This window comes from Caballeronia sp. A2-2, from assembly GCF_057612605.2.
This window is the reverse complement of record NZ_CM172587.1, coordinates 686,959-711,884: the sequence shown is the minus strand read 5'-3', so window position 1 is coordinate 711,884 and position 24,926 is coordinate 686,959. Positions and strand designations below refer to the sequence as shown.

Genomic DNA, 24,926 nt, shown 5'->3' with positions numbered 1-24,926 from the left:
GTCGCCCTGCGTGCGACGGCTGCGCTTTGGCCGCTTGATGCAGCGCGCGCGTTCCGTGTGGCAAGTGGCTGTGTGCTCGCATGGTCGTCTCGAATCGAATCGCTTGTTGGTGTTAGAACGTTTCCCAATCGCCGTCATCGACGGTGGTGGTTTTGGCTGCGCGCGGGGCGCTTGCCGTGGCCGTGGCCTGCATCGGTGCTGCGGGCTTCTTCAGCGCCGGGCGGGCCGTATTCTTGATAACGGCTGCATCGCGCGCGACGTTAGGCTCGTGTGAAACTTTCGTGATGCCAACGGATTTCGCACGCGCGGACACGGGTTCGCGGCGCGCGACCGGCGCTGCATCGACACGCGTTTGCTCCACGCGCCATTGTCCGACCACGCCCTTCAACTGCCGCGTTTGTTCTTCGAGCGATGCCGCTGCAGCCGCCGCTTCCTCGACCAGCGCCGCGTTCTGTTGCGTGACGCTGTCCATCTGCGTGACGGCGAGATTGACCTGCCCGATGCCATCCGACTGTTCCTCGGAGGCCGCGCTGATCTCGCCCATGATGTCTGTCACGCGGCGCACGGCCTGCACGATCTCGCCCATGGTCTCGCCCGCTTGCGCCACGAGTTCCGAGCCGTTCTGCACCTTGTCGGCCGAGTCGCCGATCAGCGACTTGATTTCCTTCGCCGCTGCCGCGCTGCGTTGGGCGAGCGAACGCACTTCGCCTGCGACGACCGCGAATCCGCGCCCTTCCTCACCGGCGCGCGCCGCTTCAACCGCCGCGTTCAACGCAAGAATGTTGGTCTGAAACGCGATGCCTTCGATCACGCCGATGATGTCCACCACCTTGCTCGAACTCGATGCAATCGCGTTCATCGTATCGACGACCTGTTCGACCACTGCACCGCCGCGCGACGCGATATCCGATGCATTCACCGCAAGCTGGCTCGCCTGACGCGCGTTCTCCGCGTTCTGCTTCACCGTGCTGGTGAGCTGTTCCATGCTCGATGCGGTTTCCTGCAACGAAGCGGCCTGTTCTTCCGTGCGCTGTGAGAGATCCGTGTTGCCGCTGGCAATTTCACGCGCGCCGACATCGATGGATTCCGCGCCGCGATGCACCGCGCCGACCATCGTCGTGAGACTCGTGCGCATGCGTTCGATGCCTGCAAACAAGCGGCCGATTTCATTTTCGCTGTCGGTGCGCGCGGCCTGCGTGAGATCGCCACGCGAGATGCGCTCGAAGTGTTCGACTGCTTCGTTGATCGGCCTGACGATCAACCCGCCGAGCGCGAAGCGTGTAGCGACCAACATCAGCGCCGCAATCACCAGCAACACAACGATCGTCACGTTCAACGTCGCGATGCCGGACGCCGTGTTCGCGTTGACGTCTTCCGCGTGCTTCTGCTGAAACTGCACGGCAGCGGTCGCAGCCTGATCGAACGAGACGAACATCGGGCTGATCTTCGTATCGGCAATGGCGTGATACGCGGCCATGTCGTTGGCGCGGATGGCGGCGAATTCCGGCTCCACGCCGCTTTTCACGAGCGAATCGTGTTGCGCGACGAGCGGGTCGAGCACGTCCTTCGGCAGCATCGCCTGAACGGTTTCGGTGTACAGCTTCCAGTTCTCGTTGCTCTTGTCGAGCAGAAACTGGCCGCGTTCCAGCGCCTTCTGCGCTTCGCCGCTGTTGCCCGCTTCGACGAGCGAACGCACGCGGTCCAGCGTCACGCGCGAACGCAACAAATACGACGATGCTTCGGATAACGAACGCATCGCCACCATGTCCTGGCGGGCGAGCGTATTGAGTGAGGAACTGGCCGAGTTCAGGCCGGCGAGCGAGAGCACGCCGATCACCGCGGCACAGGCGACGAACAACAGGCCGACGAGCGTGAGCGTCGTGCGGATCGACAACTTCTTTAGCATGGCTGTTTCCTGCGTGGTATTCGATTAAGCGACGTGATCGACGAGTTCCATTTCTCGGCTCGTCATGAGCTTTTCGATGTCCATCAGAATCAGCATGCGGCCCTCGACAGTGCCGAGCCCCGTGAGATATTCCGTGGCGAGCGTCGCGCCGAATTCGGGCGCGGGCATGACCTGTTCCGGTGACAGCGTGAGCACATCCGACACGCCATCCACCACCATCCCGACTACGCGATGCGCCACGTTCAGAATGATGACGACCGTCTGGTTGTCATACTCCACGCGGCCCAGCTTGAACTTGATGCGCATATCCACGATCGGCACGATGATGCCGCGCAGGTTTATCACGCCCTTGATGAAACCCGGCGCGTTGGCAATGCGCGTCACGTTGTCGTAACCGCGAATTTCCTGCACCTTCAGGATGTCGATGCCGTATTCCTCGGCGCCGAGCGTGAACACCAGAAACTCCTGTCCCGACGTTTCACCTGGCTGTGCGTCCCGGCGCAGCGCCTGATGCGATGTTGCGGAATGAATCGATTGAATTTCAGCCACGAAAGGCTCCCCGTAGATCGGTCTTGAGAATTTTTAGTGGGTGGGCGCCGCGTGCGCCACACGCGAATCGCGATTGAGCGCGGCCACGTCGACGATCAAAGCGACGCTGCCGTCGCCCAGGATGGTCGCGGCGGAAATGCCGTGCACTTTGCGGTAATTGGTTTCGAGGTTCTTCACCACGACCTGCTGCTGGCCGACCAGTTCGTCGATCAACATGGCCATGCGGCGGCCTTCGGTTTGCAAAATCGTGACGATGCCTTGCGTCGGTTCCTCGCGCGCGCCTTCGACATCGAAGACACTGTGCAGCGCGACCAGCGGCAGATATTCGCCGCGCACGCGCACCACGCGCTCGCCGTTGGCGACCGTGTAGATGTCCTCGGCGGCCGGTTGCAGCGACTCCATCACGAAGTTCAGCGGCAGGATGAAGATTTCGTTGCCGACCTTCACCGACATGCCATCGAGAATCGCGAGCGTGAGCGGCAGCACGATCTTCGTCGTCGTGCCCGCGCCCTGACGCGACATGATTTCGACATGCCCGCCCATCGACTGGATGTTGCGCTTCACCACGTCCATGCCGACGCCGCGTCCGGAAATATCCGTGACCTGTTCGGCGGTCGAGAAACCCGGCATGAAGATGAGTTGCCACACGTCTTCATCGCTCATGGAATCGGACACGGCGAGACCTTGCTTCTGCGCCTTGGCGAGAATCTTGTCGCGGCGCAGGCCCGCGCCGTCGTCGCTGACTTCGATCACGATATTGCCGCCGTGATGCGCCGCCGACAGCACGAGCTGGCCGGTGGTCGGCTTGCCCGCCGCGCGGCGCGCTTCCACGGTTTCGATGCCGTGATCGAGCGAATTGCGCACGAGGTGCGTGAGCGGATCGATGATGCGTTCGATCAAACTCTTGTCCAGTTCTGTCGCCTGACCGAACGTGACGAGTTCCACTTCCTTGCCGAGCTTGCCGGCGATATCGCGCACGAGGCGCGGGAAGCGGCTGAATACGTAATCCATCGGCATCATGCGGATGGACATGACGGCCTCTTGCAGATCGCGCGCGTTGCGTTCGAGCTGCGCCATGCCGTTGAACAGACGATCGTGCAGCGCGGGATCGAATGCGCTCGATGTTTCCGCGAGCATCGCCTGCGTGATGACCAGTTCGCCCACCAGATTGATGAGCTGATCGACCTTCTCCACGCCCACGCGGATCGAACTGCCTTCCGCCGATGCGGCGGCCTGCGGGCGGGCTTTCTTTTCGGCTTCCACGGCTGCCGGGCGTGTCGGCAGGGCGGCGGGCTCAGCACCCGCCGCCTTTACCGCTTCTTGTTGTGTGGCGGGCGCGGATGCAGGCGCGACAGGCGCCTGCACCGCGTTTGCCGGTTGCAGCGTGTGGATCTGTTGCGGTGCTGCTGTTGCCTTTGAAGCTGCTGCTGTTGCCGTTGCTTTTCCAACTGCCGCCGTGGCCGGCGATTCTTCTTCACCGGATTGCTCCGGTGCATTGCCGCGGCCGATCGTGATTTGAGATTCATCGATCACGAAACAACACACGGCCACGATGTCGTCGGCGCTGACGTCCGAATCGAGCCAAAGCACGAGTTCGGCGTCAGTCTTTTGCTCCCCGACGATACGTCCCAGGTTCCCCAACTCCTCAGTCAGCGTTCCCAGGTCCTTCTCGCCCACCCCCCGTAGCGTAATTTTCAGGTGGGTACCAACGTCCGCTGCCCGCGCGCCGATATCCTTCGGCATCTCGGGAGCAGCGGTTCCTGCATTCATCATTCCTTCGACGAGTTCGAACGCGCCGTCCCAGCCGCCCGCTTCGCCGATGGCGTCGAACGCCTGCGAGAGCACGTGCGTCGGCGGCGCGTTGATGCCTTCGAATATCGGCGGTTCGGCCATTACAGCGGGCGCTTGCGGTGCTTGTTTAGAGCCCGCGTCTTCGGTCTTCAGCTTCTCCAGCCGCGCGCAGATCGCGGCAGCGGCGGCGGCATCCGGTTCGGCGCTTGCACGATACGCGGCAAGCTGGTCCTGCAACACATCCTTCGTCGCGAGGAACGTGTCGATCATGTCGCGGCGCAGAACCAGTTCGTTGTTGCGCGCGCGGTCCAGCAGCGATTCGAGGATGTGCGTGGTTTCCGTCAGCGCCGTGAAGCCGAACGTCGCCGCGCCGCCCTTGATCGAGTGCGCCGCGCGGAAGATGGCCGCGAGGTCTTCGGGATCGGGATTCGCGATATCCAGGACGAGCAGCAATTGCTCCATCTGCGCGAGGAGTTCATCGGCCTCGTCGAAGAAAGTCTGATAGAACTGGGTAATGTCGAGAGTCATGCTTGAGTCACCGCTGAAATGCTTTTCTGTGCCGTGCGTGTTCGGGTATTCGGTGTTCGGGTCCGTCAGTGCTGCTGCATGCTTTCGGACAGTGTCGACACCAACTCGGTCAGCAAGTCCGGATCGAGCGGCTTTTCTATCCAGCCGGTCGCGCCCGCCATCCGCGCTGCATCCTTGAACGGCTCGCCGCTTTCGGTCGTCAGCACGAGAATCGGCGTGGTCTTGTACGCATGATTCGCGCGCAACTCGCCGATCAGATCGAGGCCGCATTTGCCCGGCATGTGCTGGTCGGTCAACACCAGATCGAAGCGCTCGGCGAGCGCCCATTCCAGCCCTTCGTTGCCGTCCCGCGCCACCGTCACTTCGTAACCCGCCGTCGCCAGCGTGGCGCAAAGGATTTGTCGCATGGCGGCGGAATCGTCGATTGCCAGAATGTTCTTGATCATGTGTATGTGCCTCGGCTCTGGTTCTGTTGTCGGCGCAAAAGCGGGGAGTCTTGAGCGAGTTTTACGGCGAATTTGTAAGCGGGCTTATTTGGCTTACTGGATGGTGGATGCGTGTTCGAGCGACGGCGCAATGCTCGCGATCGGCTTGACGATGGCGTTGGCATTCGGCGCGGAACTGGCGGGCGCAAGCGTGCTCACGCCGCCTCCGCCGTTGTCGATGGTGGTCCCCGGCGAGCCGTCGTCGCGCAACATCTGCGCTTCGGCCCGCCGGTTCAGCACGATCACGCTGATGCGCCGGTTCTCCGGGTCCATCGGGTCTTTGCGGTTGAGGTTCTGACTCGATGCAAGCCCAAGCACGCGCAGCACCTTGGCTTCATCCATGCCGCCCGCAACCAGTTCGCGCCGCGACGCGTTGGCGCGATCCGCCGACAGTTCCCAGTTGCTATAGCCCTTCTCGCCGCCCGCGTACTGCACGGCATCCGTATGTCCCTGCACGACGATGTGATTCGGCACGCCATTGAGCGTCTTGCCGATCTCGCGCAGGATGTCGCGCATGTACGGTTGAACGTTGTTACTGGAGAGCGCGAACATCGGGCGCTTCTGCGTATCGACGATCTCGATTCGCAAGCCCTGCTGCGTCGTCTCGATGCGAATCTGCTGCTTGAACTGGCGCAACGTGGGGTTCGCATCGATGGCGGACATCAGCTTGATCTGGAGATCGTGCAGGCGTTCCTGCTCGCGGCGTTCGAGTTCGTTGGCGGCGGCATCGAGCAATTCGTCGCTAGACTTCGATGCGGACGAACGTTGCGCCAGTTGCGTCTTGCCATCGGTGCGGCGCGCATCGCCCGGCTCTTTGCTGGCGATATCGCGCCCGCCGCCTTCGAGAATGCTGTTGTCCATGCCGACGGTCTTGCCGCCGACCATCGCGGCCTTGAGCGGCATCTGAAAATATTCGGCGATGCCGCGACGCTGCACGGTGGAGGTCGAAGAAAGCAGCCACATCAGCAGGAAGAACGCCATCATCGCGGTCATGAAGTCCGCGTACGCGAGCTTCCACGCGCCGCCGTGATGACCCTTGCCGCCCTTGCCGACCACGCGCTTGATGAAAATCGGACGCTGCTTTTCGCCGCTCATGGCTCGTGCCCTGGTCGCTGACATGGTTGTGACGCCGCCTGTCGCATCGCGCTCATTTAGCCTTCACGCGGCGCACGTGTTCTTCCAGTTCGGAGAACGACGGACGCTCGGTGGAGAACAGGACCTTGCGGCCGAACTCGACCGCGATCGACGGCGCGTAACCGTTCAGGCTCGCGAGAATCGTCACCTTGATGCACTGGAACATCTTGGTCTGCTCGGCCACGCGTTGTTCCGCGACACCCGCGAGCGGCCCGATGAAACCGTAGGAAAGCAGAATGCCGAGGAAGGTGCCGACCAGCGCCTGCGCGATCATCTCGCCGAGAATCGCGGGCGGCTGATCGGCGGAGGCCATGGTGTGGACCACGCCCATCACCGCCGCGACGATGCCGAACGCGGGCATGGCGTCGCCCACTTTATGCAAGGCCTGCGCGGGCGCTTCGCCTTCGGTGTGATGCGTTTCGATTTCCTCGTCCATGAGGCTTTCGATCTCGAACGCATTCATGTTGCCGCCGACCATCAGCCGCAAATAATCCGTCATGAATTCGACGATGTGATGGTCCGCGAGAATCTTGGGGTATTCGTTGAAAATCGGGCTTTTCGAGGGATCGTCGATATCGGATTCCAGCGCGAGCGTGCCTTCCTTGCGCGCCTTCGCCAGCAGGACGTAGAGCAGCGCCATCAGCTCCATGTAGACGTCCTTGTTGTACTTGGCGCCCTTGAACAGCGTCGGGATGACGCGCATGACCGCCACGATGGTCTTCTTGCCGTTGCCGAGGATGAACGCGCCGACGCCCGCGCCGGCGATCATGAGAATCTCGACCGGCTGCATGAGCGCGCCAAGGTGGCCGCCTTCGAGCGCGTAACCGCCGAACACGGACAGCAATGTCACGAGCGTTCCTACGAAAATCAGCACAGTCGATACCTCAGAGATTGATGCGGGATGACCGCTATAAGTGGGTTTACGGCATGCAGACAAAAAACTTTGGAGGCGGCCCTCGGTGGGCCAATGGGCGCAATCCCGCGCGGGGACTGGCTTCGGTGCGTCAGTGTTTGCTGACTTTAGGCAGTGATTTCCGGGCGCGTTAGGGTGTCAACGGCCGCTTTCTGCGATTACTTGAATGGCGGCGGGCGCGGCGCGCTTGTCCTTGTCGGCAAGCGCCGCGAGGAGGGTTTGATCGTCGAAACGGAAGCGGCACAGCAGATGGCTCGATGCCGCGACTTTCATCGCCTGCGCGGGTGAGAGCGCGGCGAGCAGGTTCGCGACCTGTTCGGACAGGCCGAGACGGAGCATCGCCGTCGCGCGGTCTTCATCGAGCAGACGCTGCGCGAGAAGCAAGTACGACAGATTCACCTCGCGAATCTCCGCGAGCGCGTTGGTAGGGCTGGCCGTCATTTTCTTCCCCGAATCGATACGTGGCTGGTCAGGCCGGCAGGAAACGTTTGCTCGGAGCGGCCTGATGGCCGCGCCGGTCCCACTTTTTAGTGACGGCCCGATTGTCCGTGACCGATCAAGGCGTCGCCATCGGACAAAGCTGCCGACTCGCTGCCGGAAAAATGCGCGATTTCGTGTAGGAATTTTTCTTACATCGCATCGGAAAGGAAACTTGTCGGCGCAATGAAAGATGCCTTCAATGCCCGCTGCGCGCCGCCCGACGGCCGGGCCCGCTTTATGCTCACCTCTTTCCTCGCGGCCCGTCTGACCATTCAAAAGCACGTTCCTCAGTTGAATCAGTGGAATATTTGACTTCGTAACAGCAGTTGTTTCGCGCTGTAACAACGATAAGCGATTGAAAAATGACGTGAAATGCCGCTCTCGATCCCGATAATGGGCAGTAAGGGATAACCCGGTCGCGATGCTTCTTCATCGCCGGGCCTATCTCGGGCGGCGTCACTTACGCGGCCCGCCCGAATGGCAATGTTGAACGCTCGACCGGAGCGTGACTGCAATGCCTCAATGAACAGGAGAGTCACGTTATGCGAATCGCACAAATTGCACCGTTGTACGAAGCTGTCCCCCCGAAGTTTTACGGTGGAACCGAACGCGTGGTGTCGTATCTCACCGACGCGCTGGTAGACCTCGGCCACGATGTAACCTTGTTTGCCTCAGGCGATTCGCAAACGAAGGCGACGCTCGAAGCCGCCTGGCCGCGCGCACTGCGCCTCGACCCGACGATCCGCGATGCGCTCGCGCCGCACATGCTGCTGCTCGAATCCGTCCGCCGCCGCGCGCATGAATTCGATGTGCTGCACTTCCACCTCGACTACATGCCGTTCCCGCTGTTCACGCAAATGGACACGCCTTTCGTGACGACGCTGCACGGCCGTCTCGACCTGCCGGAACTACAGCCGATCTTCAACACGTTCACGAAGGCGAACGTCATCTCGATTTCGGACAATCAGCGCGGTCCGCTGCCGCAGGCGAACTGGCTGAACACGGTTTATCACGGTCTGCCGAACGATCTGCTGACGCCGCAGCCGCAGAAGAAGCCGGAATATCTGGCGTTCCTCGGCCGTATCTGCCCGGAAAAGCGCGCGGATCTGGCCATCAAGATCGCGGCGCAAAGCGGTTTGCCGCTGAAGATCGCGGCGAAGGTCGATAAGGCCGACGCCGAATACTTCAAGTCGACGATCGAGCCGCTGCTGTCGCAGGCGCATGTGGAATTCGTCGGCGAGATCAACGAAGCGCAGAAGCCGGAGTTTCTGTCGGGCGCGAAGGCGCTGCTGTTCCCGATCGACTGGAACGAACCGTTCGGTCTGGTGATGATCGAAGCGATGGCTTGCGGCACGCCGGTAATCGCGTTCAATCGTGGTTCGGTGCCAGAAGTGATCGACCACGGCGTGACGGGCTTCATCTGCGAAGACGTGCCGGGCGCGGTTGGCGCGTTGCATCGGATCGACGAACTGAACCGCGTTGAAATTCGCTCGCAATTCGAGCGCCGCTTCAGCTCGACGACGATGGCGCAAAACTACGTGGACACCTATACGTCGATGCTTCAGGCCGCCAAGCGTCCGGTGCTGCGTCAAGTGGTCGGTTAAACCAAAGCCGCCAATTGTCACGCTGCATGAAAATGCCGCCCATCCGGGCGGCATTTTTCGTTTCCAAAACCGATTCGGCCGCGAATGTTGCATCACATTACAAGCCGGAATAATCCGAACTTATAGCCAAACACCTGCGCGTTCAGTGCTGAACAACCATTTTTGACAGTTTGCCTAGAAAAGCGCCACTAAACTGCGCCCGGCGAGAACGTTTCCGTTCTTGTGTCAAATCAACAGTTGTTCATTTCTTTACGTAGGCAGGATCATGCATTTGTCCAAGCGTCTTGGCGCTGAAATTTTCGGTACTTTCTGGCTCGTGCTGGGCGGTTGCGGAAGCGCCGTGCTCGCCGCGGCCTTCCCTCAACTCGGTATCGGCCTGGCTGGCGTTTCGCTGGCATTCGGCCTGACCGTGCTGACGATGGCCTTCGCCATTGGCCACGTTTCCGGTTGCCATCTGAACCCGGCGGTGAGCATCGGCCTGGCGGCAGCGGGACGCTTCCCGGTGCGCGATCTGGCTCCGTACATCGTCGCGCAAGTGATCGGCGCCACGCTCGGCGCGTGGGTGCTGTCGATCATCGCGACCGGTCAGCCGAACTTCGATCTGGTGGCGAGCGGGTTTGCTGCAAACGGCTTCGGCGAGCATTCGCCTGGCCATTTCACGATGATCGCATCGCTCGTCTGCGAAGTCGTGATGACGTTCTTCTTCCTGTTCGTGATTCTCGGCGCCACTGACGAACGCGCCCCGCGCGGCTTCGCGCCGATCGCCATCGGCCTGTGCCTGACGCTGATCCACCTGATCTCGATTCCGGTCACGAATACGTCGGTGAATCCGGCGCGTTCGACCGGTCCGGCGCTGTTCGTCGGCGGCTGGGCGCTGGATCAGCTCTGGCTGTTCTGGATCGCGCCGATCGTCGGTGCGATCATCGCCGGTCTGCTGTATCCGGCACTGACGCGTGAAAAGCTGCGCGTCTCCGCTGCGTAATTGCTTTCTCGCCGTCGATAAAAAACGGGCGCTTCGTGCGCCCGTTTTGCTTTTTACGGACCGATTGGATTAAAACCGCGCGACAGATGTAATGGGCAATTACGAAGCATGCTTATTATTTGCGCTTCTGGACTTCCATGCCGACGCGAAACGCCCGCTCCATAAGGCTCTCCGGCCGAAAACCATCCTTTCGCCCCGCTTGCACACCGTAACAAGTCCTCAAAGCATGTAAGACGCGCGCCCCGTACATTGAACTCATGCGACACGCGTCGCCCACAAGGAGAAAGACAATGAAGCGCATCGTCACCCACATGCTCGTTGCCACCGGCCTCGTTCTTGGCGCGGTCGGCGTGGCTCAGGCTCATACGGATCTGAACATCGGTCTGTCGCTCGGCGCACCGGCTTATGCGGCACCGGCTCCGGTGTATGTGCGACCCGCGCCGCCGGTGTATCGCGCGCCGTACTGGCATCACGATGAACCGCGCTATCGCGGCGACTACCGTCACGATTACGGTCAATGGAACCGTGCAAGCTGGAACCACGGCCCGGATCGCTATGACCGGGGTCATCGCGGATAAGGAAGTTTGATGCAGCTTGCGGCGATATCGTACCGCCGCAAGCTACGTCACATGCCGAACAACTTGCGCAACTGATGCGCGACGCCCGCCTCGAAGTTATTCCCGATGCGCGGCACATTCGGCAAGCGCTTGATGAGATCGGGATTGGCGTTGTTCATCATGAACGGATGCCCCGCCGTTTCCAGCAGATCGATGTCGTTCATGTTGTCGCCGAACGCGATGCATTGCGCCGGGTCCTCATCCAGCCGGTCGAGCACGAAACGCAGCGCGCGCCCCTTCGAGACATCCGATGTCATCACTTCCAGACAATCGGGCAGCGAATACGTGACGTAGATCGAGTCGCCGAATTCGCGTTCGAGATTCGCGGCGGTGTCCTTCAGATCGTCCGGCTCGCCGATATAAAGCACCTTCGCGATGTTCTCGCCGTCGTGCTCGCGCAAATCCATGACCTCGTACTTGAAGCCGGAATCCTGGTGGAACACCAGCAATTCCGGCTTGTGTCGGTCGATGAGCCACGCATCGTCGGCGAACAGGTTGACGACCACGCGGCCATGCTCGCCCACCAAATCCGGCTGCACGAGGCGGCGCACGGCGGCGGGATCGAGATTGCGCGCGTACACGCATTCGTCGCCGGGTGCGTGAACGCGCGCGCCGTTCGACGTGATGAGATAGGCATCGACGCCCAGCAGATCGCGGATGCCAGCGACATCGCGATAATGCCGTCCCGTCGCGATGATGACGGGCACGCCGCGCGCCGCGATGGCGCGGACGGTTTCGGCGGTGAACGGGTCGAGCGTGTGGTCGCTGTGAAGCAGCGTACCGTCGAGATCAGTTGCGATAGCCGAATACATGACTGCCTTGTTGAATGCCCTGCCGTGTCCGGCATGAGCGGATGAACGCGGTCGCGAGGCTGACTATTTTATCGCCCTATGCGTGCCGCCGCGCGGCGTGCGAGTTCGAGCGCGCCTGCTGCTGAATCGGCGAGCGGGACGCGCAGGCGTTCGCGGAGCGGCATCGGCACGAAGGGTTCGTAGGGCGCAGCGAGGCCGCCGCATAGCGCGACTGGCAGCGTGCCGGAAGGATCGAGCGCGGCGACGAGCAGATCGATTTCCTCGGCGGCTTGCGCGAGCAGACGCGCGGCCACCGGATGATCGCGGAATTCGAAGACCGTCGGCGCGAGCGTCGCGTAGGCCGTTTGATTCGCGGCGCACAGCCAGACAACGAGGCTGTCGCGATCCGTCGCGCCGGTGCGGGCGAGCAACTCGCGCGACCACGCATCCGCAGGCGCGCGGCCATCGAGCACGCGTTGAAGATGCACCGCCGCGCGCAGGCCGAGCCACGCGCCGCTGGCTTCATCGCCGCTCGGAAAGCCGTAGCCGCCGGAAATGTGGCACGCGCCCTCCGCATTCAGCGATGCCGCGATACTTCCTGTCCCCAGCGCCACGATCACGCCCGCCGCGCCGCCGTGCGCGCCGAGGACGGTCGTGTAGGCGTCGCTTTCAACGGCGAGCGCGCGCACGCCGGGCGCCATGTGCAGAAAAGCCGCGAGCCAGTCCGCGTTGTTCACGCCCGCGAGTCCGCAACCGAGCGCGCAGGCGTGCCAGTCGAACGGCAGCGAGGCGGCATCGAAGGCGCGGCGGCAGGCATCGTCGATGGATTGCCACGCGCGTTCGACGCCAAGCGCCAGACCCGATGGACCGCCGCTCGCGCGGGAAAGTTCGTGGCCGTTGGCATCGGCGAGAATCACGCGCGTGCCGCTTCCGCCGCCGTCGATGCCGAGCAGGAAGCCTTCGAAGAAGGCGCTGGAATGTGTGGATGGTTTCATGCGCCAAAGCTTACCGGTGCGAGCGGCGCGCGCCAATTGGCCGAATGGCCGAGGTGGCATTAGGCGCGCGTTCCGCTATCCTGACGCGGTTCGAAACCCCAAACAAACTTAACGATGACCAAAGCCGAAGCAACCCGCTGCGCCTGGGCGAACGGCGACGCCTCCGAACCGATGGTCCATTACCACGACACCGAATGGGGCGTGCCCTCGCACGACGATCAACACCTATTCGAATTGCTGGTGCTCGAAGGCGCGCAGGCGGGGTTGTCGTGGTCCACGATTCTGAACAAGCGCGAGGGCTATCGTGCGTTGTTCGCGGGCTTCGATATCGACCGCGTGGCGCGGTTCACGGAGAAGGATGTGGCGCGCATCGTCGGGGACGCGCGGGTCGTGCGCAACCGCATGAAGATCGAATCGGCGGTGACGAATGCGCGGGCGGTCAAGCGCATTCAGGACGAGCACGGATCGTTCGCGGCGTTCGTCTGGACGTTCGTGGGCGGTAAGCCCATCGACACGCCGCGCGACGAGAACAATCCGACGCCCGCGTCCACGCCCGAATCCGACGCGCTCTCACGCGCGCTCAAGCAGTACGGCTGCAAGTTCGTCGGCACGACCATCTGCTACGCGTTCATGCAGGCGACCGGCATGGTCAACGATCACACCGCTGATTGCGTGGCGCGCAAGAAAACTAAGACAAAGCGCAAAGCGGTCTCAAAATCATCTGATTAAGAGCCGGCCGATCCCACAAATTTTTGCTTTTTGACAACATTTCCGGACGCAAAAACGGCGAGCAAGGGAAAGTCCTGATAGCTGCCGTTTTTTTGCAGTGAAGCACACGTAAATCCCGGAATAGAAAGGATTTTCGATGCTTCTGCGGCACTGCACGAACGATCGGTTCGTGTAAAAATGCCGTCCTCGCGTGCGGTGCCACACTTTTTTACCGGGCCAAACCGTTATAACTAACGTGCGCGGGTCGTAAACAAGGTGTCACCCGCCGCGAGTCGAGGGCGCCGTGAGACCGGGCGTCCGGGCCGAAAAAACCATAGTGCTTGAAAGCAGTAATCCGAAAGGATGCCGAAGGTGCTGGTTGCTCGAATTCTTAACGCATGGCCGCTGCGCAGGGGCGCAGGGGGGAACATCATGAGAAGCCTTAACTTCCTGACGCATCAGGAGATTTTCGACAATGCCGTGCAGCACCTGTTCGGACAGGGGCAAGCCGCCCTGCTTCCGCGCGGCGGCGGCGCTTATCGCGGTTACTGCGGCGGTTGTCCCATTGGCAGCCTGATCAAGCCGCGCGATTACGTCACGGCCATGGAAGGCGTGCCGATTCGCTACATCGACAAGGCGCCGGAGCATGTGCCCGCGTATATGGATGTCGGCGTCGCGGCGCTCAAGCGGGCGCTGCTGCGTTCGCGCATCAACGTGTTCGATTCGACGACCGTCGAATTGCTGTCCTGCCTGCAAAACGTGCATGACGTGTTCGGCAAGTGGGAATGGCGTGAACGTCTGACTTCGATCGCGCGCCAGTTCGGCTTGTCGGCCGAGCGGTTGAAGACTGCGGCCTGAGCGGACGGGTGCCGTCATGCTGAGCCCAATCACGATGTTGACCCCGAAGGACATCTTCGAGCGCGTGAGCACGCATTTGCTCGCGCAGCGCGCGGTGTCCGAGGATGACAACGGTTCCTGCCGTCTGCGCAGTCCGACTGGCCGAAAGTGCGCGATCGGTTCGCTGGTGCGCGACGACATGTACGAGGAGCGCCTCGAAGGCGTGGGCATCTCGTACTACCGGCACGCGCAGGACGGCGAACTATTGCGCGCGCTCTATGCGTCCAATGTGAACGCGTACGATCCGAACGTGATCGACCTGCTCATGGAACTGGAGCAGATTCACGACGATGCAGGCGTGGACGAATGGCCACGTTTATTGGCCGCGTTGGGCAAGCGTCGCGCGTTCGCCTGATCCGCGATTCTTCGCAAGCATAAAAAAAGGCGGTGCGCCCATTCGGACGCACCGCCTTTTTGCCATCCGAAAACGCCGCTTAGTGCATCTTCTTCGGCAGCATCTGGCTGCGCAGGCGCTTGCGAAGACGCGAGACGGCCGCTGCCTTCTTGCGCTTGCGCTCGGTCGTCGGCTTTTCGTACGACTGACGCTCGCGGAGTTCCGCGATCAGGCCGTTCTTTTCGATGGTGCGGCGGAAGCGCCGAATCGCGACATCGAACGGCTCGTTTTCTTTGAGAACAATGGTGGTCATGAGAATCCTGTTTCGCTAAACGTATTTTCAAGTGCGCAGCGTTTTGACGCGCCACGCGCCGGCACTCCGATCGTCCGCCAAACACGAAAAGGCTCGGCGGACACGAGCAAAGCGGCCACGGAGGCCGGAAAAGAGAGAGAGTTGTTTCAGCCGCCGGGAGCGGCATGCGCCGTCAGAAAACCTATGAGGCGCATTCCAGAGCCGTTCGCTACCGTTATTTGACGTTGTCATTTTCGGCGGCAAAGGCAAGAAATCGGACACATTTCTCGATTCGGGCGCGATGTTACCAGAACACCGCGCCCCTGCCAACCCTTGCAAGCATCATCCAACTCATTGATGCGATGGCCTTATTTGCTCCAGGCCGAAGCGTCATCGAGCGTTTTGATGTCGTCGGCGGAGAGCGAAAGGCGCGTGGCCTGCGCGAGACTCTCCAGTTGCTCCACCGACGTTGCGCTCGCGATCGGTGCCGTCACGCTCGGCCGCGCGATGACCCACGCAAGCGCCACCGTCGCGGGCGTGGTGTCGTTGCGCTTCGAGACTTCATCGAGCGCATCGAGAATCTTCAGGCCGCGCTCGTTCAGATACTTTTCGACCCGCGAGCCGCGCGCCTTGCCCGCCATGTCCTCTTTCGAGCGGTACTTGCCCGACAGAAAGCCGCTCGCCAGGCTGAAATAAGTCACCACGGCGATTTTGTGCGCTTCGGCCACCGGCTCGATATCCGTTTCGTAACCCTCGCGGTCGTAAAGGTTGTATTCCGGCTGAACGATCCGATAAGCCGGCAATCCGCTTTCTTTCGCGACTTTCAGCGCTTCGTTCAACCGCGCGCCGCTGTAATTCGACGCGCCGATCACGCGCACCTTTCCCGCTTCTATCAGCTTTTGATAAGCGCCGAGGGTTTCATCGAGCGGCGTTTTATCGTCATCGAGATGGGAGAAATACACGTCGATGTAATCGGTCTGCAAACGCCGCAGCGAATCTTCCACCGCCGCCGCGATATTCGCCGCCGACAAGCCCGCGCGCGTGCTCAGCATGCCGACCTTGGTCGCCAGCACGATCTTGTCGCGCTTGCCGCTTTCCTTGAACCACTTGCCGATGATCGTCTCGGACTCGCCGCCTTTATGCCCGTCGATCCACGCGGAATAAACATCCGCCGTGTCGATGAAATCCAGACCTTGATCGACAAAGGCATCGAGGATGGAAAAGGACGTGCGTTCATCGGCCGTCCAGCCAAATACATTGCCGCCGAAAACTAAAGGCATAACGTTTAGCGCAGAACTGCCGATATTGCGTTTATGCATGGGGGCTCCGGAAGGTTTAAAGGTTCAGCCAAAAAGCATACGCGGTAAATCAAAGCCTTGCTGGACGGGCACTTCCGCGAAGCAGTTTCGATTCGTTACACAAATCGGCCGCCTCAGTCTTAAGTTTTTTTCGAGGGGGCCGTCAACCACAAGTAGGCGGCCGGCTATCACCGCGTTGGACCGCCAAGCAACTCAGCCGGTGAATTAGCCACAGCCCAAACGAATCTCTCAGGAGAATTTGAAAATGATCGGTATCAACAGCAACATCAACTCGCTCGTCGCTCAGAACAACCTGAACAACACGCAGAGCGCCCTGTCGTCGGCCATTTCGCGCCTCTCGTCCGGCAAGCGCATCAACAGCGCAGCAGACGACGCCGCCGGCCTCGCGATCTCGACCCGTATGCAAACGCAGATCAACGGCCTGAACCAGGGCGTGTCGAATGCGAACGACGGCGTGTCGATGGTCCAGACCGCATCGAGCGCACTGTCCTCGCTGACGTCGAGCCTGCAACGTATCCGCACGCTGGCCGTGCAAGCATCGACCGGCACGATGTCGTCGAGCGACCAGGCAGCACTGCAACAGGAAGTTGCGCAGCAAATCCAGGAAGTGAACCGTATCGCGTCGCAAACGACGTACAACGGCACGAACATTCTTGACGGTTCGGCTGGCGTGGTGAACTTCCAGGTTGGCGCGAACGTCGGCCAGACCATCAACCTCGACCTGTCGCAAAGCATGTCGGCGAACAAGATCGGTGGCGGCGTCGTGGCGAAGGGCCAGACGGTCGGCACGATCAGCGGCCTGTCGCTGTCGAGCGCCGGCGCGTACACGAGCACGGCATCGAGCGTGTCGATCACGGCAGTCAACGTGATCTCCGACGGCAGCGGCGGCTTCACGTTCTCCGACCAGAACGGCACGGCTCTGTCGAGCACGGTTGCCGGCGCGATCTTCAGCGCAGGCACGACCGGCGGCACGACGTCCGCTCCGATCACCACGCTGGCGCTGTCGTCCGGCGCGACCAGCAGCGGCATGTCGTCGGCGACGCTCACGGCCATCAGCACCGCCGTGGCGCAGATCAACGCAGTCAACAAGCCGGCTGCCGTGTCGAACCTCGACATCAGCACGGTGAGCGGCGCGAACGTCGCGATGGTGTCCATCGACAACGCGCTGACCACGGTCAACAACCTGCAAGCTCAACTCGGTGCCGCGCAAAACCGCTTCTCGGCAATCGCGACTTCGCAGCAAGCTGTGTCGACCAACCTGTCGTCCGCTCAATCGCAGATCACCGACGCGAACTTCGCGCAGGAAACCGCGAACCTGAGCAAGGCGCAAGTGCTGCAACAGGCTGGTATCTCGGTGCTCGCGCAAGCGAACTCGGCTCCGCAGCAGGTTCTGAAGCTGCTCGGCTAATCGCACTGAAGCAGGATGGCGCCGCGCCCGCAAGGGCGGCGCCATTCGGCGCATCGAACGCTTTAAAACGTAGAAAAAGCATCAGGCGGAAGGAGGCAAGCCTCCTTTTCCGCATTTGTGTCGTCTGGCCGGAACACGCGCCGGACATCCGTTTTCCCGAATCACCGAACCACGGAGCATTGCGATGTCAACCGTCACGTCGACCAGCGCCGCCGATACGACCGCTCTGCAGCAAGCCGCGCAGTCCATCATCAGCGGTTCGACCGGCAACAGCAGCATGGATGTCAGTTCGCTGGTGTCCACGCTCGTCAATGCGAAAGTGGCCGGACAAACCGCGGCGCTCGCGAATCAGCAAAGCTCCGACAACACGCAGATTTCCGCGTACGGCACCTTGTCGTCCGCGTTGAGCGCGCTGCAGTCGGGCATTTCGTCGCTGAGCGACGGCACCTTTGCCTCCAAGTACACCGCCACGATGAGCGGCACCGGCATCACCGCGACCGCGGGCGCCGGGGCCGTCGCGGGCTCTTATTCGATTGCGGTCACCAACGTGGCGTCGTCGCAGGCGTTGTCGTCGCCCGCGTTCAACTCCACCACGGCGCTCGGCAGCGGCTCGCTCCAGCTTTCCGTGGGCAGCGCGTCGACGACCATCAGCATCGACAGCACGAACAACACGCTGTCCGGCATCGCGGCCGCGATCAACGGCGCGACCAACAACCCCGGCGTGACGGCGACCATCGTCAACGGCACGGACGGCGCGCACCTCGTGCTGCGTTCGACCGCGACGGGCGCCGCGAACGCGATCAGCGTGGCGGTGAGCGGCGTCACCAACGATGCCGGCCTGTCCAGCCTCGGCGTGACCTCGACCGCGAGCACGACCGGCGGCGCATCGACGATCGCCTCGGCATCGAGCACGTCGCCGTGGGCGCAGAGCGCGGTCGCGCAGGACGCGGCCTACAGCATCAACGGCATCGCGGGCACCAGTTCGACCAACGCGGTGTCGTCGGCGATCACGGGCGTCACGCTCAATCTGACGGCGGCGGCCACCAGCGCCGCGAATTCGTCGCAGACATTGACGATCGCCTCCGACACCAGCAGCCAGTCGAGCGCGATCAACAACTTCGTCAGCCTCTACAACACGCTCGTCACGACGATGAGCGCGCTGACCAAGTACGATTCCACCTCGTCCTCGCAAGGACCGCTGCTCGGCGATTCGACGCTGAACTCGGTCAAGAGCGCGGTGTCGTCGATCATCGCGCATGGCGTGGGCTCGGGCGGCAAGACGACCAGCCTCGCGTCGATCGGCGTGTCGCTGAACGCGGACGGCACGCTCGCGGTCGATAGCACGGCGCTCAACACCGCGCTGACCACCAACGCGTCCGCCGTGAATTCGCTGTTCAATTCGACCAACGGCATCGGCAAGCAACTGAACGATTCGATCACCAGTTTCACGTCGACGACGGGCATCATCTCGGCGCGCACGACGGTGCTGAATCAGGATCTGACGAATCTCACGACGCAGCAGACGAATCTGGCGACTTACACCGCGCAACTGACGTCGCAATATCAGGCGCAGTTCACCGCGCTCAACACGCTGATGGCGACGATGAACAACAACTCGCAATACCTGACGCAGTTGTTCGGTGGCACGAATAGCGCCGGTGCGCTGGCGACGGCGAAGGGTTAAAGGGAGTCATCATGGATCAGTCGAAACTCGTTGAACGGCTCGTGGCGATGACGCAGGACATGCAATTCGCCGCGACCATGCTGGACTGGCCGAAAGCCGCGAAACTCGCCGACGAACGTACCGCGCTGATGCTGCAATTGAGCCCGCAGCAAACGCCGCAAGCCATGGAATCGATTCGCGCGATGCAAGCCGGCGCGGCCGCGTTGTTCACGCAGGCGCGCGATGCACAGGCCGCGCTGCGCGCCGAATTCGATGCTGCGATGGGCCGTGTCAAGCACGTCGGCCTGTACCAGCGCACGGCGTCGCTCTAAAAATAACGCTCGTTTCGTTTTCAAGGCCCTCCGTGTGAGGGCTTTTTTCATCTCTTGATCTGACGGGCTTTTTGCCGCTTTCTCGCCCCATGGACCTTGACGCGCCGCCGGGATAATCCGTCAACTCCCTCAAAGCGGCTCGTCATGACTGAAATCACCCTTCCGCAAGCCGCTCCGGCGCTGTCGCCCGAAGCGCAGTTCATGCAGGACATCGCGCTGGTGATGCAGAACGCCATCGCGAGCCACCGGGAAGAACGGTTCGACGATGCCCAGGCGCTCTATGAAGCGATCATCGGCGCCATTCCGGATCACGCGGACGCGAACTACAACCTCGCCGTGCTGAAGGTGCAGACGCAGCGCGCGGCGGACGCCATCGCGCTGTTCGAAGTCGCCATCGGCGCTGCGCCGCAGAACGGCCAGTACTGGGTCGGCTACATCAACGCGCTGTACGCGAGCGGCCAGACGGAAGCGGCGTGGATCGCGGTGGAAATCGCGCAGAAACAGGGCGTGCGCGGTCCCGCGCTCGACGGACTGATCGCGCAGATGGCCACGCCCATGGTCGTGCTCGAAACGCGCGCGGCGCAGTCCGGCGCGAGCCCGGTGCAGATCGCGCCGGAAATCGTGCTTCAGCCGGACTCGCCCGCGAACGCCGCCACGAAGCGCAAATCCGGCGACACCGGCCGCCGCGCAAGCCAGCACGAACTGAATCAGCACGCGAAGCATTTCGCGAAAAGCCGCTTCGCCGAAGCCGTGACGTTCGCGCACAAGCTCGTGCGGCGTTATCCGTCGGACGGCGCATCGTGGCGCGCGTACACCATTGCCCTGCACAAGCACGGCCAGTTCGTCGAAGCGCTCGACGCCGCCCGCAAGACCATCGGCCTCTGGCCGCAGGACAGCATCGCGCATCTGCTGCTGGCCGACACGCTGCGTCTGCTCGGCCGTTTCGCCGAATGCGAAAGCGCGAGCCTCGCCTTGCTCGCGGTCGCGCCGGACCACGCGGAAGGGCATCGTATTCTGGCGCTCGCGCAGGCGGGCGTCGGCAAGTCCGAAGAAGCAGTCGCTTCCGCGCTGCACGCCATCGACCTGACGCCGAACGTGGCGGCGGGTTACAGCGCGCTCGGTTTCATCCTGCTGGAGCAAGGGCAGATGCGCGAGGCCGAGCAGCGCTTTCGCCGCGCCATCGAACTCGATCCGACCGACGATGTCTCGCACAGCAACATGCTGTTCTGCCTGACCCACAACGAAACGATGCCGCCGCTGCGTTTGCGCGACGAGCATCTCGTGTTCGGCCAGCGCTTCGAGGATCGCGTGCGCGCGGTGTGGCCTGACCACACGAACAATCGGGATGCGAACCGTCAGCTTCGCATCGGCTTCGTGTCGGGCGACTTGTGCCATCACGCGGTGGCGTCGTACCTCGTGCCGGTGATCCGGCATCTGACCGAAGACCCGTCGCTGTCGCTGCACTTTTACTACAACAACCTCCGCGTGGATGCCACCACGGAAACGCTGCGCGGCTGGGCCGATTCCTGGCAGGACATCTGCGGACTGCCGCACGACGCCTTCGCGGCACAGGTGCGGCGCGACCGCATCGATATTCTGATCGATCTGTCGGGCCACACCGGCATGAACCGGCTGGTGGCGATGGCGCGCAAGCCCGCGCCGTTGCAGGTGGCGTGGATCGGCTATCCGGTGACGACCGGGCTGCACGCGATCGATTACCACCTGGTCGACCGCTTCGGCGCGCCAGCCGGCCTGCTCGACGATCAGTACACGGAAAAGCTCGTGCGCCTGCCCGCCTCGGCGGTGTTCATGCCGCCGCCGAACTGTCCGCCGGTCAACGGTTTGCCCGCGCTCCACAACGGCCACATCACGTTCGGTTCGTTCAACCGGCTCAACAAGCTGCGGCCGGACGTGATCGCGCTGTGGGCGCGCGTGCTGCGTGCCGATCCGGCCTCGCGCATGGTGCTCGGCGCGAATGGCCGCGAGAAAGACAAGACGACGTATATCGACTGGTTCGCGGCGGAAGGCATCGATGCATCGCGGCTGGAGTTTCGCCCGCGCACGGCGATTCCCGTGTATCTGCAGCAGCATCACGGCGTGGATATCTGTCTCGACACCTTCCCCTACGCCGGTTCGACAACCACGCTCAACGCGCTGTGGATGGGCGTGCCGACCATCACCATGGCCGGCGAGACGCTGCCGGGCCGCGCTGGCGCGTGCTGGCTGCAGCACGTCGGGCTGGAAGATTTCGTCGCGCAGGATCAGGACGATTTCGTCGCCAAAGCCATTGCACTGACGCGCGATGTCGAAGCGCTCGCCGCCCTGCGCGCCGGCATGCGCGATCGCTGCGCGGCGGCCGCGCCGTTCCAGCCGGCGATGGTCGCAGCCGGACTGTCGCAGGGGCTGCGCGACATGTGGCAGCGCTGGTGCGCCAGGCAGCCGGTCGAGTCGTTCGAAGTCGCGCTGTCCGATGACTGGAAGCAGCGCTTTCCGTGGGCGGCGGACGCGGTTTAAGCCCTATCGGCCACGCACGGGACAGCGCGCCTTCACCGGCGCGCTGTTTTCTTTTGAGCGCAAAGGCCGAACATCAAACACCAAACAAGCGCCCTTTTCGCCGTCATTTCCGTGCATCGGAAAGCCACGCGCCGACGGACAATTTCTACATGGACGATTACGCGTCGCGCTTCGAACGACGCCGTGAACACGCTGTCGCAGTCCGCGCCTTTCACGAGAAAAGCGCTCATCAATCGAACCCGGTGAAAGCCAGTGAACGCACCCTTACCGCTTCATCTCGTCGCGCCGCAACCTGCCCGGGAGCGGATCTACGTCACGCAGCCGCATCTTGCGCCGCTGGACGAGTTCATTCCGTATCTCCAGCAAATCTGGGACAACAAGATCCTGACGAACGGCGGCCCGTTTCACCAGCAGTTCGAAGAAGCGCTGTGCCAGTATCTCGGCGTCAAATATCTTTCGCTGTTCACCAACGGCACGCTCGCGCTGCTGACGGCATTGCAGGCGTTGCGCATCAACGGTGAAGTCATCACCACGCCGTACTCGTTCGTCGCGACGGCGCATTCGCTGGTCTGGAACGGCATCAAGCCCGTTTTCGTCGATGTCGATCCGCACACGCTCAATCTCGATCCCGCGAAGATCGAAGCCGCAATCACGCCGCAGACCACCGCGATCATGCCGGTGCATTGCTACGGCAAGCCGTGCGATGTCGCCGCCATCCAGAAGATCGCCGACAACTACAATCTGCGCGTGATCTACGACGCCGCGCATGCGTTCGGCGTGCAAACGGATGCAGGCAGCCTGCTCGATCACGGCGATCTCTCCGTGCTGAGCTTCCACGCGACGAAGGTGTTCAACACGTTCGAAGGCGGCGCGATCATTTGTCAGGACGCGCGGACCAAGCAGCGCATCGACCATTTGAAGAACTTCGGTTTCGTCGATGAAACCACGGTGGTGGCATGCGGCATCAACGGCAAGATGAGCGAACTGAACGCCGCGTTCGGCCTCTTGCAGCTCAAGCATATCGATGCCGCGCTCGCCCGCCGCGAACAGATCGATACGATGTATCGCGAACGCCTCGAAGGCATTGCGGGCATTCGCTGCATGCCGAAGGCCGGCGAAAAAATCGCGAATCACGCTTATTTTCCGGTGCTCGTCGGTCCCGACTTTCCCATCAGCCGCGATGCGCTCTACGAAAAACTGCGCGAAAACGATATCTACGCGCGCCGTTATTTCTATCCGCTGATCTCGGAGTTCCCGACGTATCGCGGCTTGCCTTCGGCGCGACGCGAAAATCTGCCGGTGGCAAGCGCTGCCGCGCAACAAGTCATCTGTTTGCCGATTTTCCCGGCGCTCACCGACGACATGCTCGAACGCATCGTCGGCATCATCGCGGCGTGCTGAACATGCAGACGCGCATTCTCGACGTCGCCGGGTATCTGCCGGAGCAGGTGCTCGGCAACGCGCAACTCGCGGACGTGTATCCCGAGTGGCCCGCCGACAAGATCCTGGCGAAGACGGGCATTCGCGAGCGGCGCATCGCGGCGGCGGATCAGACGGCGGCGGATCTCGCGTATGAAGCCGCGCGCGCGTTGTTCGCGCAAGGCGCGGTGTCGCCGGACGATATCGATTTCGTCATTCTCTGCACGCAGTCGCCGGACTATCTGTTGCCGACCTCGGCGTGCGTGCTGCAACACCGCCTCGGCATTCCGACGCACGCAGGCGCGTTCGACATGAACCTCGGTTGCTCGGGCTACGTGTATGGCCTGTCGATGGCCAAAGGGTTGATCGAAACCGGCGCGGCGACGTGCGTGCTGCTGCTGACCGCCGATACGTATTCGAAGCACATTCATCCGCTGGACAAGAGCGTGCGCACGCTGTTCGGCGATGGCGCGAGCGCTTCCGCGATCACGGCATCGACAGACCACGACGGCGGTTCGATCGGCCCGTTCGTGTTCGGCACCGATGGACGCGGCGCGGACCATCTCATCATCAAGGCGGGACTGGCGCGGCATCCGAAAAGCGCTGACACCCGGCGCGAACAGCAAGACGCATCCGGCAATATCCGCACCGACGAGCATCTCTACATGAACGGCGCCGAAGTCATGGCGTTCTCGCTCGCTGAAGTGCCGAAGGCGGCCACGGCGCTGCTCGAAAGAGCCAACATGGATCGCGAAGAAATCGACTTCTTCGTGCTGCATCAGGCGAACCGCTTCATGCTGGACGCGTTGCGCAAGAAGATGAAAGTGCCGGAAGCGAAGTTTCCCGTCACCATGGAAACGTGCGGCAACACGGTTTCATCCACCGTGCCGCTCGCGTTGAAACAGATGAAGGACGAAGGCCGTCTCGAGCGCGGCCATCGTTTGATGTTGTTGGGTTTCGGCGTCGGCTACTCGTGGGCCGGCTGCCTCGTGAATTACTAAAGCTAAGCAACTCGGGATTTACAGCGGAGCAATCATGGATAAGTTTTACGAAGGAATGGCGGAAGTTTTCGAGATCGACACGAGCGACGTGACGCCCGCACTCGATCTGCACGAACACACGTGGGACTCGCTGGCGATCGTCTCGACCATCGCGCTGGCGGACGAATGCTTCGACGTGATGCTCAACGGCCAGGCGCTGGCCGCGTGCAACACCATCGCCGATATCGAAGCGCTGATTCGCGCGGCGAAGGGTTAAGGAGCATT

At 62.1% G+C, this 24,926-nt stretch carries 25 protein-coding genes; 14 read left to right on the top strand and 11 right to left on the bottom strand.

What is annotated here, in order from left to right:
* Positions 1-112 precede the first annotated feature (112 nt).
* The 7 genes from ACZCWR_RS03390 to flhD form a co-directional block, all read right to left on the bottom strand.
* A complete protein-coding gene (locus tag ACZCWR_RS03390; protein WP_487302325.1) occupies positions 113-1,906 on the bottom strand; it encodes a methyl-accepting chemotaxis protein in 1,794 nt (597 codons plus the stop codon).
* Positions 1,907-1,930: 24 nt separating this feature from the next.
* Entirely contained in the window at positions 1,931-2,455 is a 525-nt protein-coding gene (gene cheW / locus ACZCWR_RS03385; protein ID WP_487302324.1) for a chemotaxis protein CheW, read from the bottom strand.
* Positions 2,456-2,488: 33 nt separating this feature from the next.
* Positions 2,489-4,774: a chemotaxis protein CheA gene (gene cheA, locus ACZCWR_RS03380; protein ID WP_487302323.1), complete on the bottom strand. Its 2,286-nt coding sequence runs from the start codon at positions 4,772-4,774 to the stop codon at positions 2,489-2,491.
* 65 nt (positions 4,775-4,839) lie between these two features.
* Complete coding sequence (locus tag ACZCWR_RS03375) at positions 4,840-5,220, bottom strand: response regulator (RefSeq protein WP_487302322.1); 381 nt, start codon at positions 5,218-5,220, stop codon at positions 4,840-4,842.
* A 93-nt stretch (positions 5,221-5,313) separates the two neighbouring features.
* Positions 5,314-6,354 (bottom strand): flagellar motor protein MotB, encoded by a 1,041-nt coding sequence (motB, locus tag ACZCWR_RS03370; RefSeq protein WP_487302321.1) that lies wholly within the window; start codon positions 6,352-6,354, stop codon positions 5,314-5,316.
* A 52-nt stretch (positions 6,355-6,406) separates the two neighbouring features.
* The gene (gene motA, locus ACZCWR_RS03365) at positions 6,407-7,267 is read right to left on the bottom strand and encodes a flagellar motor stator protein MotA (RefSeq protein WP_487302320.1); all 861 of its coding nucleotides are present in this window, start codon (positions 7,265-7,267) and stop codon (positions 6,407-6,409) included.
* Between the two features lie 177 nt (positions 7,268-7,444).
* A complete protein-coding gene (flhD, locus tag ACZCWR_RS03360; RefSeq protein WP_487302319.1) occupies positions 7,445-7,747 on the bottom strand; it encodes a flagellar transcriptional regulator FlhD in 303 nt (100 codons plus the stop codon).
* A 222-nt stretch (positions 7,748-7,969) separates the two neighbouring features.
* On the opposite strand from flhD, the gene ACZCWR_RS03355 reads away from it, so the two are divergent.
* The 4 genes from ACZCWR_RS03355 to ACZCWR_RS03340 all read left to right on the top strand — a co-directional run bounded on the left by ACZCWR_RS03355 (position 7,970) and on the right by ACZCWR_RS03340 (position 10,950).
* Positions 7,970-8,098 carry a hypothetical protein gene (locus tag ACZCWR_RS03355; RefSeq protein ID WP_487302318.1) on the top strand — a complete coding sequence of 43 codons (129 nt, stop codon included), beginning with the start codon at positions 7,970-7,972 and terminating at the stop codon, positions 8,096-8,098.
* Positions 8,099-8,328: 230 nt separating this feature from the next.
* Positions 8,329-9,390 (top strand): glycosyltransferase family 4 protein, encoded by a 1,062-nt coding sequence (locus ACZCWR_RS03350; RefSeq protein ID WP_487302317.1) that lies wholly within the window; start codon positions 8,329-8,331, stop codon positions 9,388-9,390.
* Positions 9,391-9,655: 265 nt separating this feature from the next.
* Positions 9,656-10,372, top strand: a complete 717-nt coding sequence (gene aqpZ, locus ACZCWR_RS03345) for an aquaporin Z (RefSeq protein WP_487302316.1) — start codon at positions 9,656-9,658, stop codon at positions 10,370-10,372.
* A gap of 290 nt (positions 10,373-10,662) precedes the next feature.
* Positions 10,663-10,950 carry a hypothetical protein gene (locus ACZCWR_RS03340; protein ID WP_487302315.1) on the top strand — a complete coding sequence of 96 codons (288 nt, stop codon included), beginning with the start codon at positions 10,663-10,665 and terminating at the stop codon, positions 10,948-10,950.
* A 47-nt stretch (positions 10,951-10,997) separates the two neighbouring features.
* Here ACZCWR_RS03340 and ACZCWR_RS03335 read toward each other — a convergent pair whose 3' ends face one another.
* Together ACZCWR_RS03335 and ACZCWR_RS03330 are read right to left on the bottom strand one after the other, a co-directional pair.
* Positions 10,998-11,801: a Cof-type HAD-IIB family hydrolase gene (locus tag ACZCWR_RS03335; RefSeq protein ID WP_487302314.1), complete on the bottom strand. Its 804-nt coding sequence runs from the start codon at positions 11,799-11,801 to the stop codon at positions 10,998-11,000.
* Positions 11,802-11,869: 68 nt separating this feature from the next.
* A complete protein-coding gene (locus ACZCWR_RS03330) occupies positions 11,870-12,775 on the bottom strand; it encodes a glucosamine kinase nucleotide-binding domain-containing protein (protein WP_487302313.1) in 906 nt (301 codons plus the stop codon).
* 114 nt (positions 12,776-12,889) lie between these two features.
* Between ACZCWR_RS03330 and ACZCWR_RS03325 the strand changes: the two genes are divergently transcribed.
* From ACZCWR_RS03325 to ACZCWR_RS03315, 3 genes are all read left to right on the top strand, one after another.
* Positions 12,890-13,504 (top strand): DNA-3-methyladenine glycosylase I, encoded by a 615-nt coding sequence (locus tag ACZCWR_RS03325; RefSeq protein ID WP_487302312.1) that lies wholly within the window; start codon positions 12,890-12,892, stop codon positions 13,502-13,504.
* 411 nt (positions 13,505-13,915) lie between these two features.
* Positions 13,916-14,341 carry a hypothetical protein gene (locus ACZCWR_RS03320; RefSeq protein WP_487302311.1) on the top strand — a complete coding sequence of 142 codons (426 nt, stop codon included), beginning with the start codon at positions 13,916-13,918 and terminating at the stop codon, positions 14,339-14,341.
* 16 nt (positions 14,342-14,357) lie between these two features.
* Positions 14,358-14,735, top strand: a complete 378-nt coding sequence (locus ACZCWR_RS03315; RefSeq protein WP_487302310.1) for a hypothetical protein — start codon at positions 14,358-14,360, stop codon at positions 14,733-14,735.
* Positions 14,736-14,814: 79 nt separating this feature from the next.
* Here ACZCWR_RS03315 and rpsU read toward each other — a convergent pair whose 3' ends face one another.
* Both rpsU and ACZCWR_RS03305 read right to left on the bottom strand, forming a co-directional pair.
* Positions 14,815-15,027 carry a 30S ribosomal protein S21 gene (rpsU, locus tag ACZCWR_RS03310; RefSeq protein WP_244814625.1) on the bottom strand — a complete coding sequence of 71 codons (213 nt, stop codon included), beginning with the start codon at positions 15,025-15,027 and terminating at the stop codon, positions 14,815-14,817.
* 347 nt (positions 15,028-15,374) lie between these two features.
* A complete protein-coding gene (locus tag ACZCWR_RS03305; RefSeq protein ID WP_487302309.1) occupies positions 15,375-16,325 on the bottom strand; it encodes an aldo/keto reductase in 951 nt (316 codons plus the stop codon).
* A gap of 244 nt (positions 16,326-16,569) precedes the next feature.
* Between ACZCWR_RS03305 and ACZCWR_RS03300 the strand changes: the two genes are divergently transcribed.
* From ACZCWR_RS03300 to ACZCWR_RS03270, 7 genes are all read left to right on the top strand, one after another.
* Entirely contained in the window at positions 16,570-17,733 is a 1,164-nt protein-coding gene (locus ACZCWR_RS03300) for a flagellin (protein WP_487302308.1), read from the top strand.
* Between the two features lie 184 nt (positions 17,734-17,917).
* Entirely contained in the window at positions 17,918-19,417 is a 1,500-nt protein-coding gene (gene fliD, locus ACZCWR_RS03295) for a flagellar filament capping protein FliD (protein WP_487302307.1), read from the top strand.
* 11 nt (positions 19,418-19,428) lie between these two features.
* Positions 19,429-19,728, top strand: coding sequence for a flagellar protein FliT (fliT, locus tag ACZCWR_RS03290; protein ID WP_487302306.1), 300 nt, complete (start codon positions 19,429-19,431; stop codon positions 19,726-19,728).
* A gap of 144 nt (positions 19,729-19,872) precedes the next feature.
* A complete protein-coding gene (locus ACZCWR_RS03285) occupies positions 19,873-22,242 on the top strand; it encodes a tetratricopeptide repeat protein (protein WP_487302305.1) in 2,370 nt (789 codons plus the stop codon).
* A 252-nt stretch (positions 22,243-22,494) separates the two neighbouring features.
* Entirely contained in the window at positions 22,495-23,643 is a 1,149-nt protein-coding gene (locus ACZCWR_RS03280) for a DegT/DnrJ/EryC1/StrS family aminotransferase (RefSeq protein WP_487302304.1), read from the top strand.
* A gap of 2 nt (positions 23,644-23,645) precedes the next feature.
* On the top strand, positions 23,646-24,662 hold the full coding sequence (locus tag ACZCWR_RS03275; protein WP_487302303.1) for a ketoacyl-ACP synthase III: 1,017 nt from the start codon (positions 23,646-23,648) through the stop codon (positions 24,660-24,662).
* Positions 24,663-24,696: 34 nt separating this feature from the next.
* Positions 24,697-24,918: a phosphopantetheine-binding protein gene (locus ACZCWR_RS03270; RefSeq protein ID WP_487302302.1), complete on the top strand. Its 222-nt coding sequence runs from the start codon at positions 24,697-24,699 to the stop codon at positions 24,916-24,918.
* Positions 24,919-24,926: the final 8 nt, after the last annotated feature.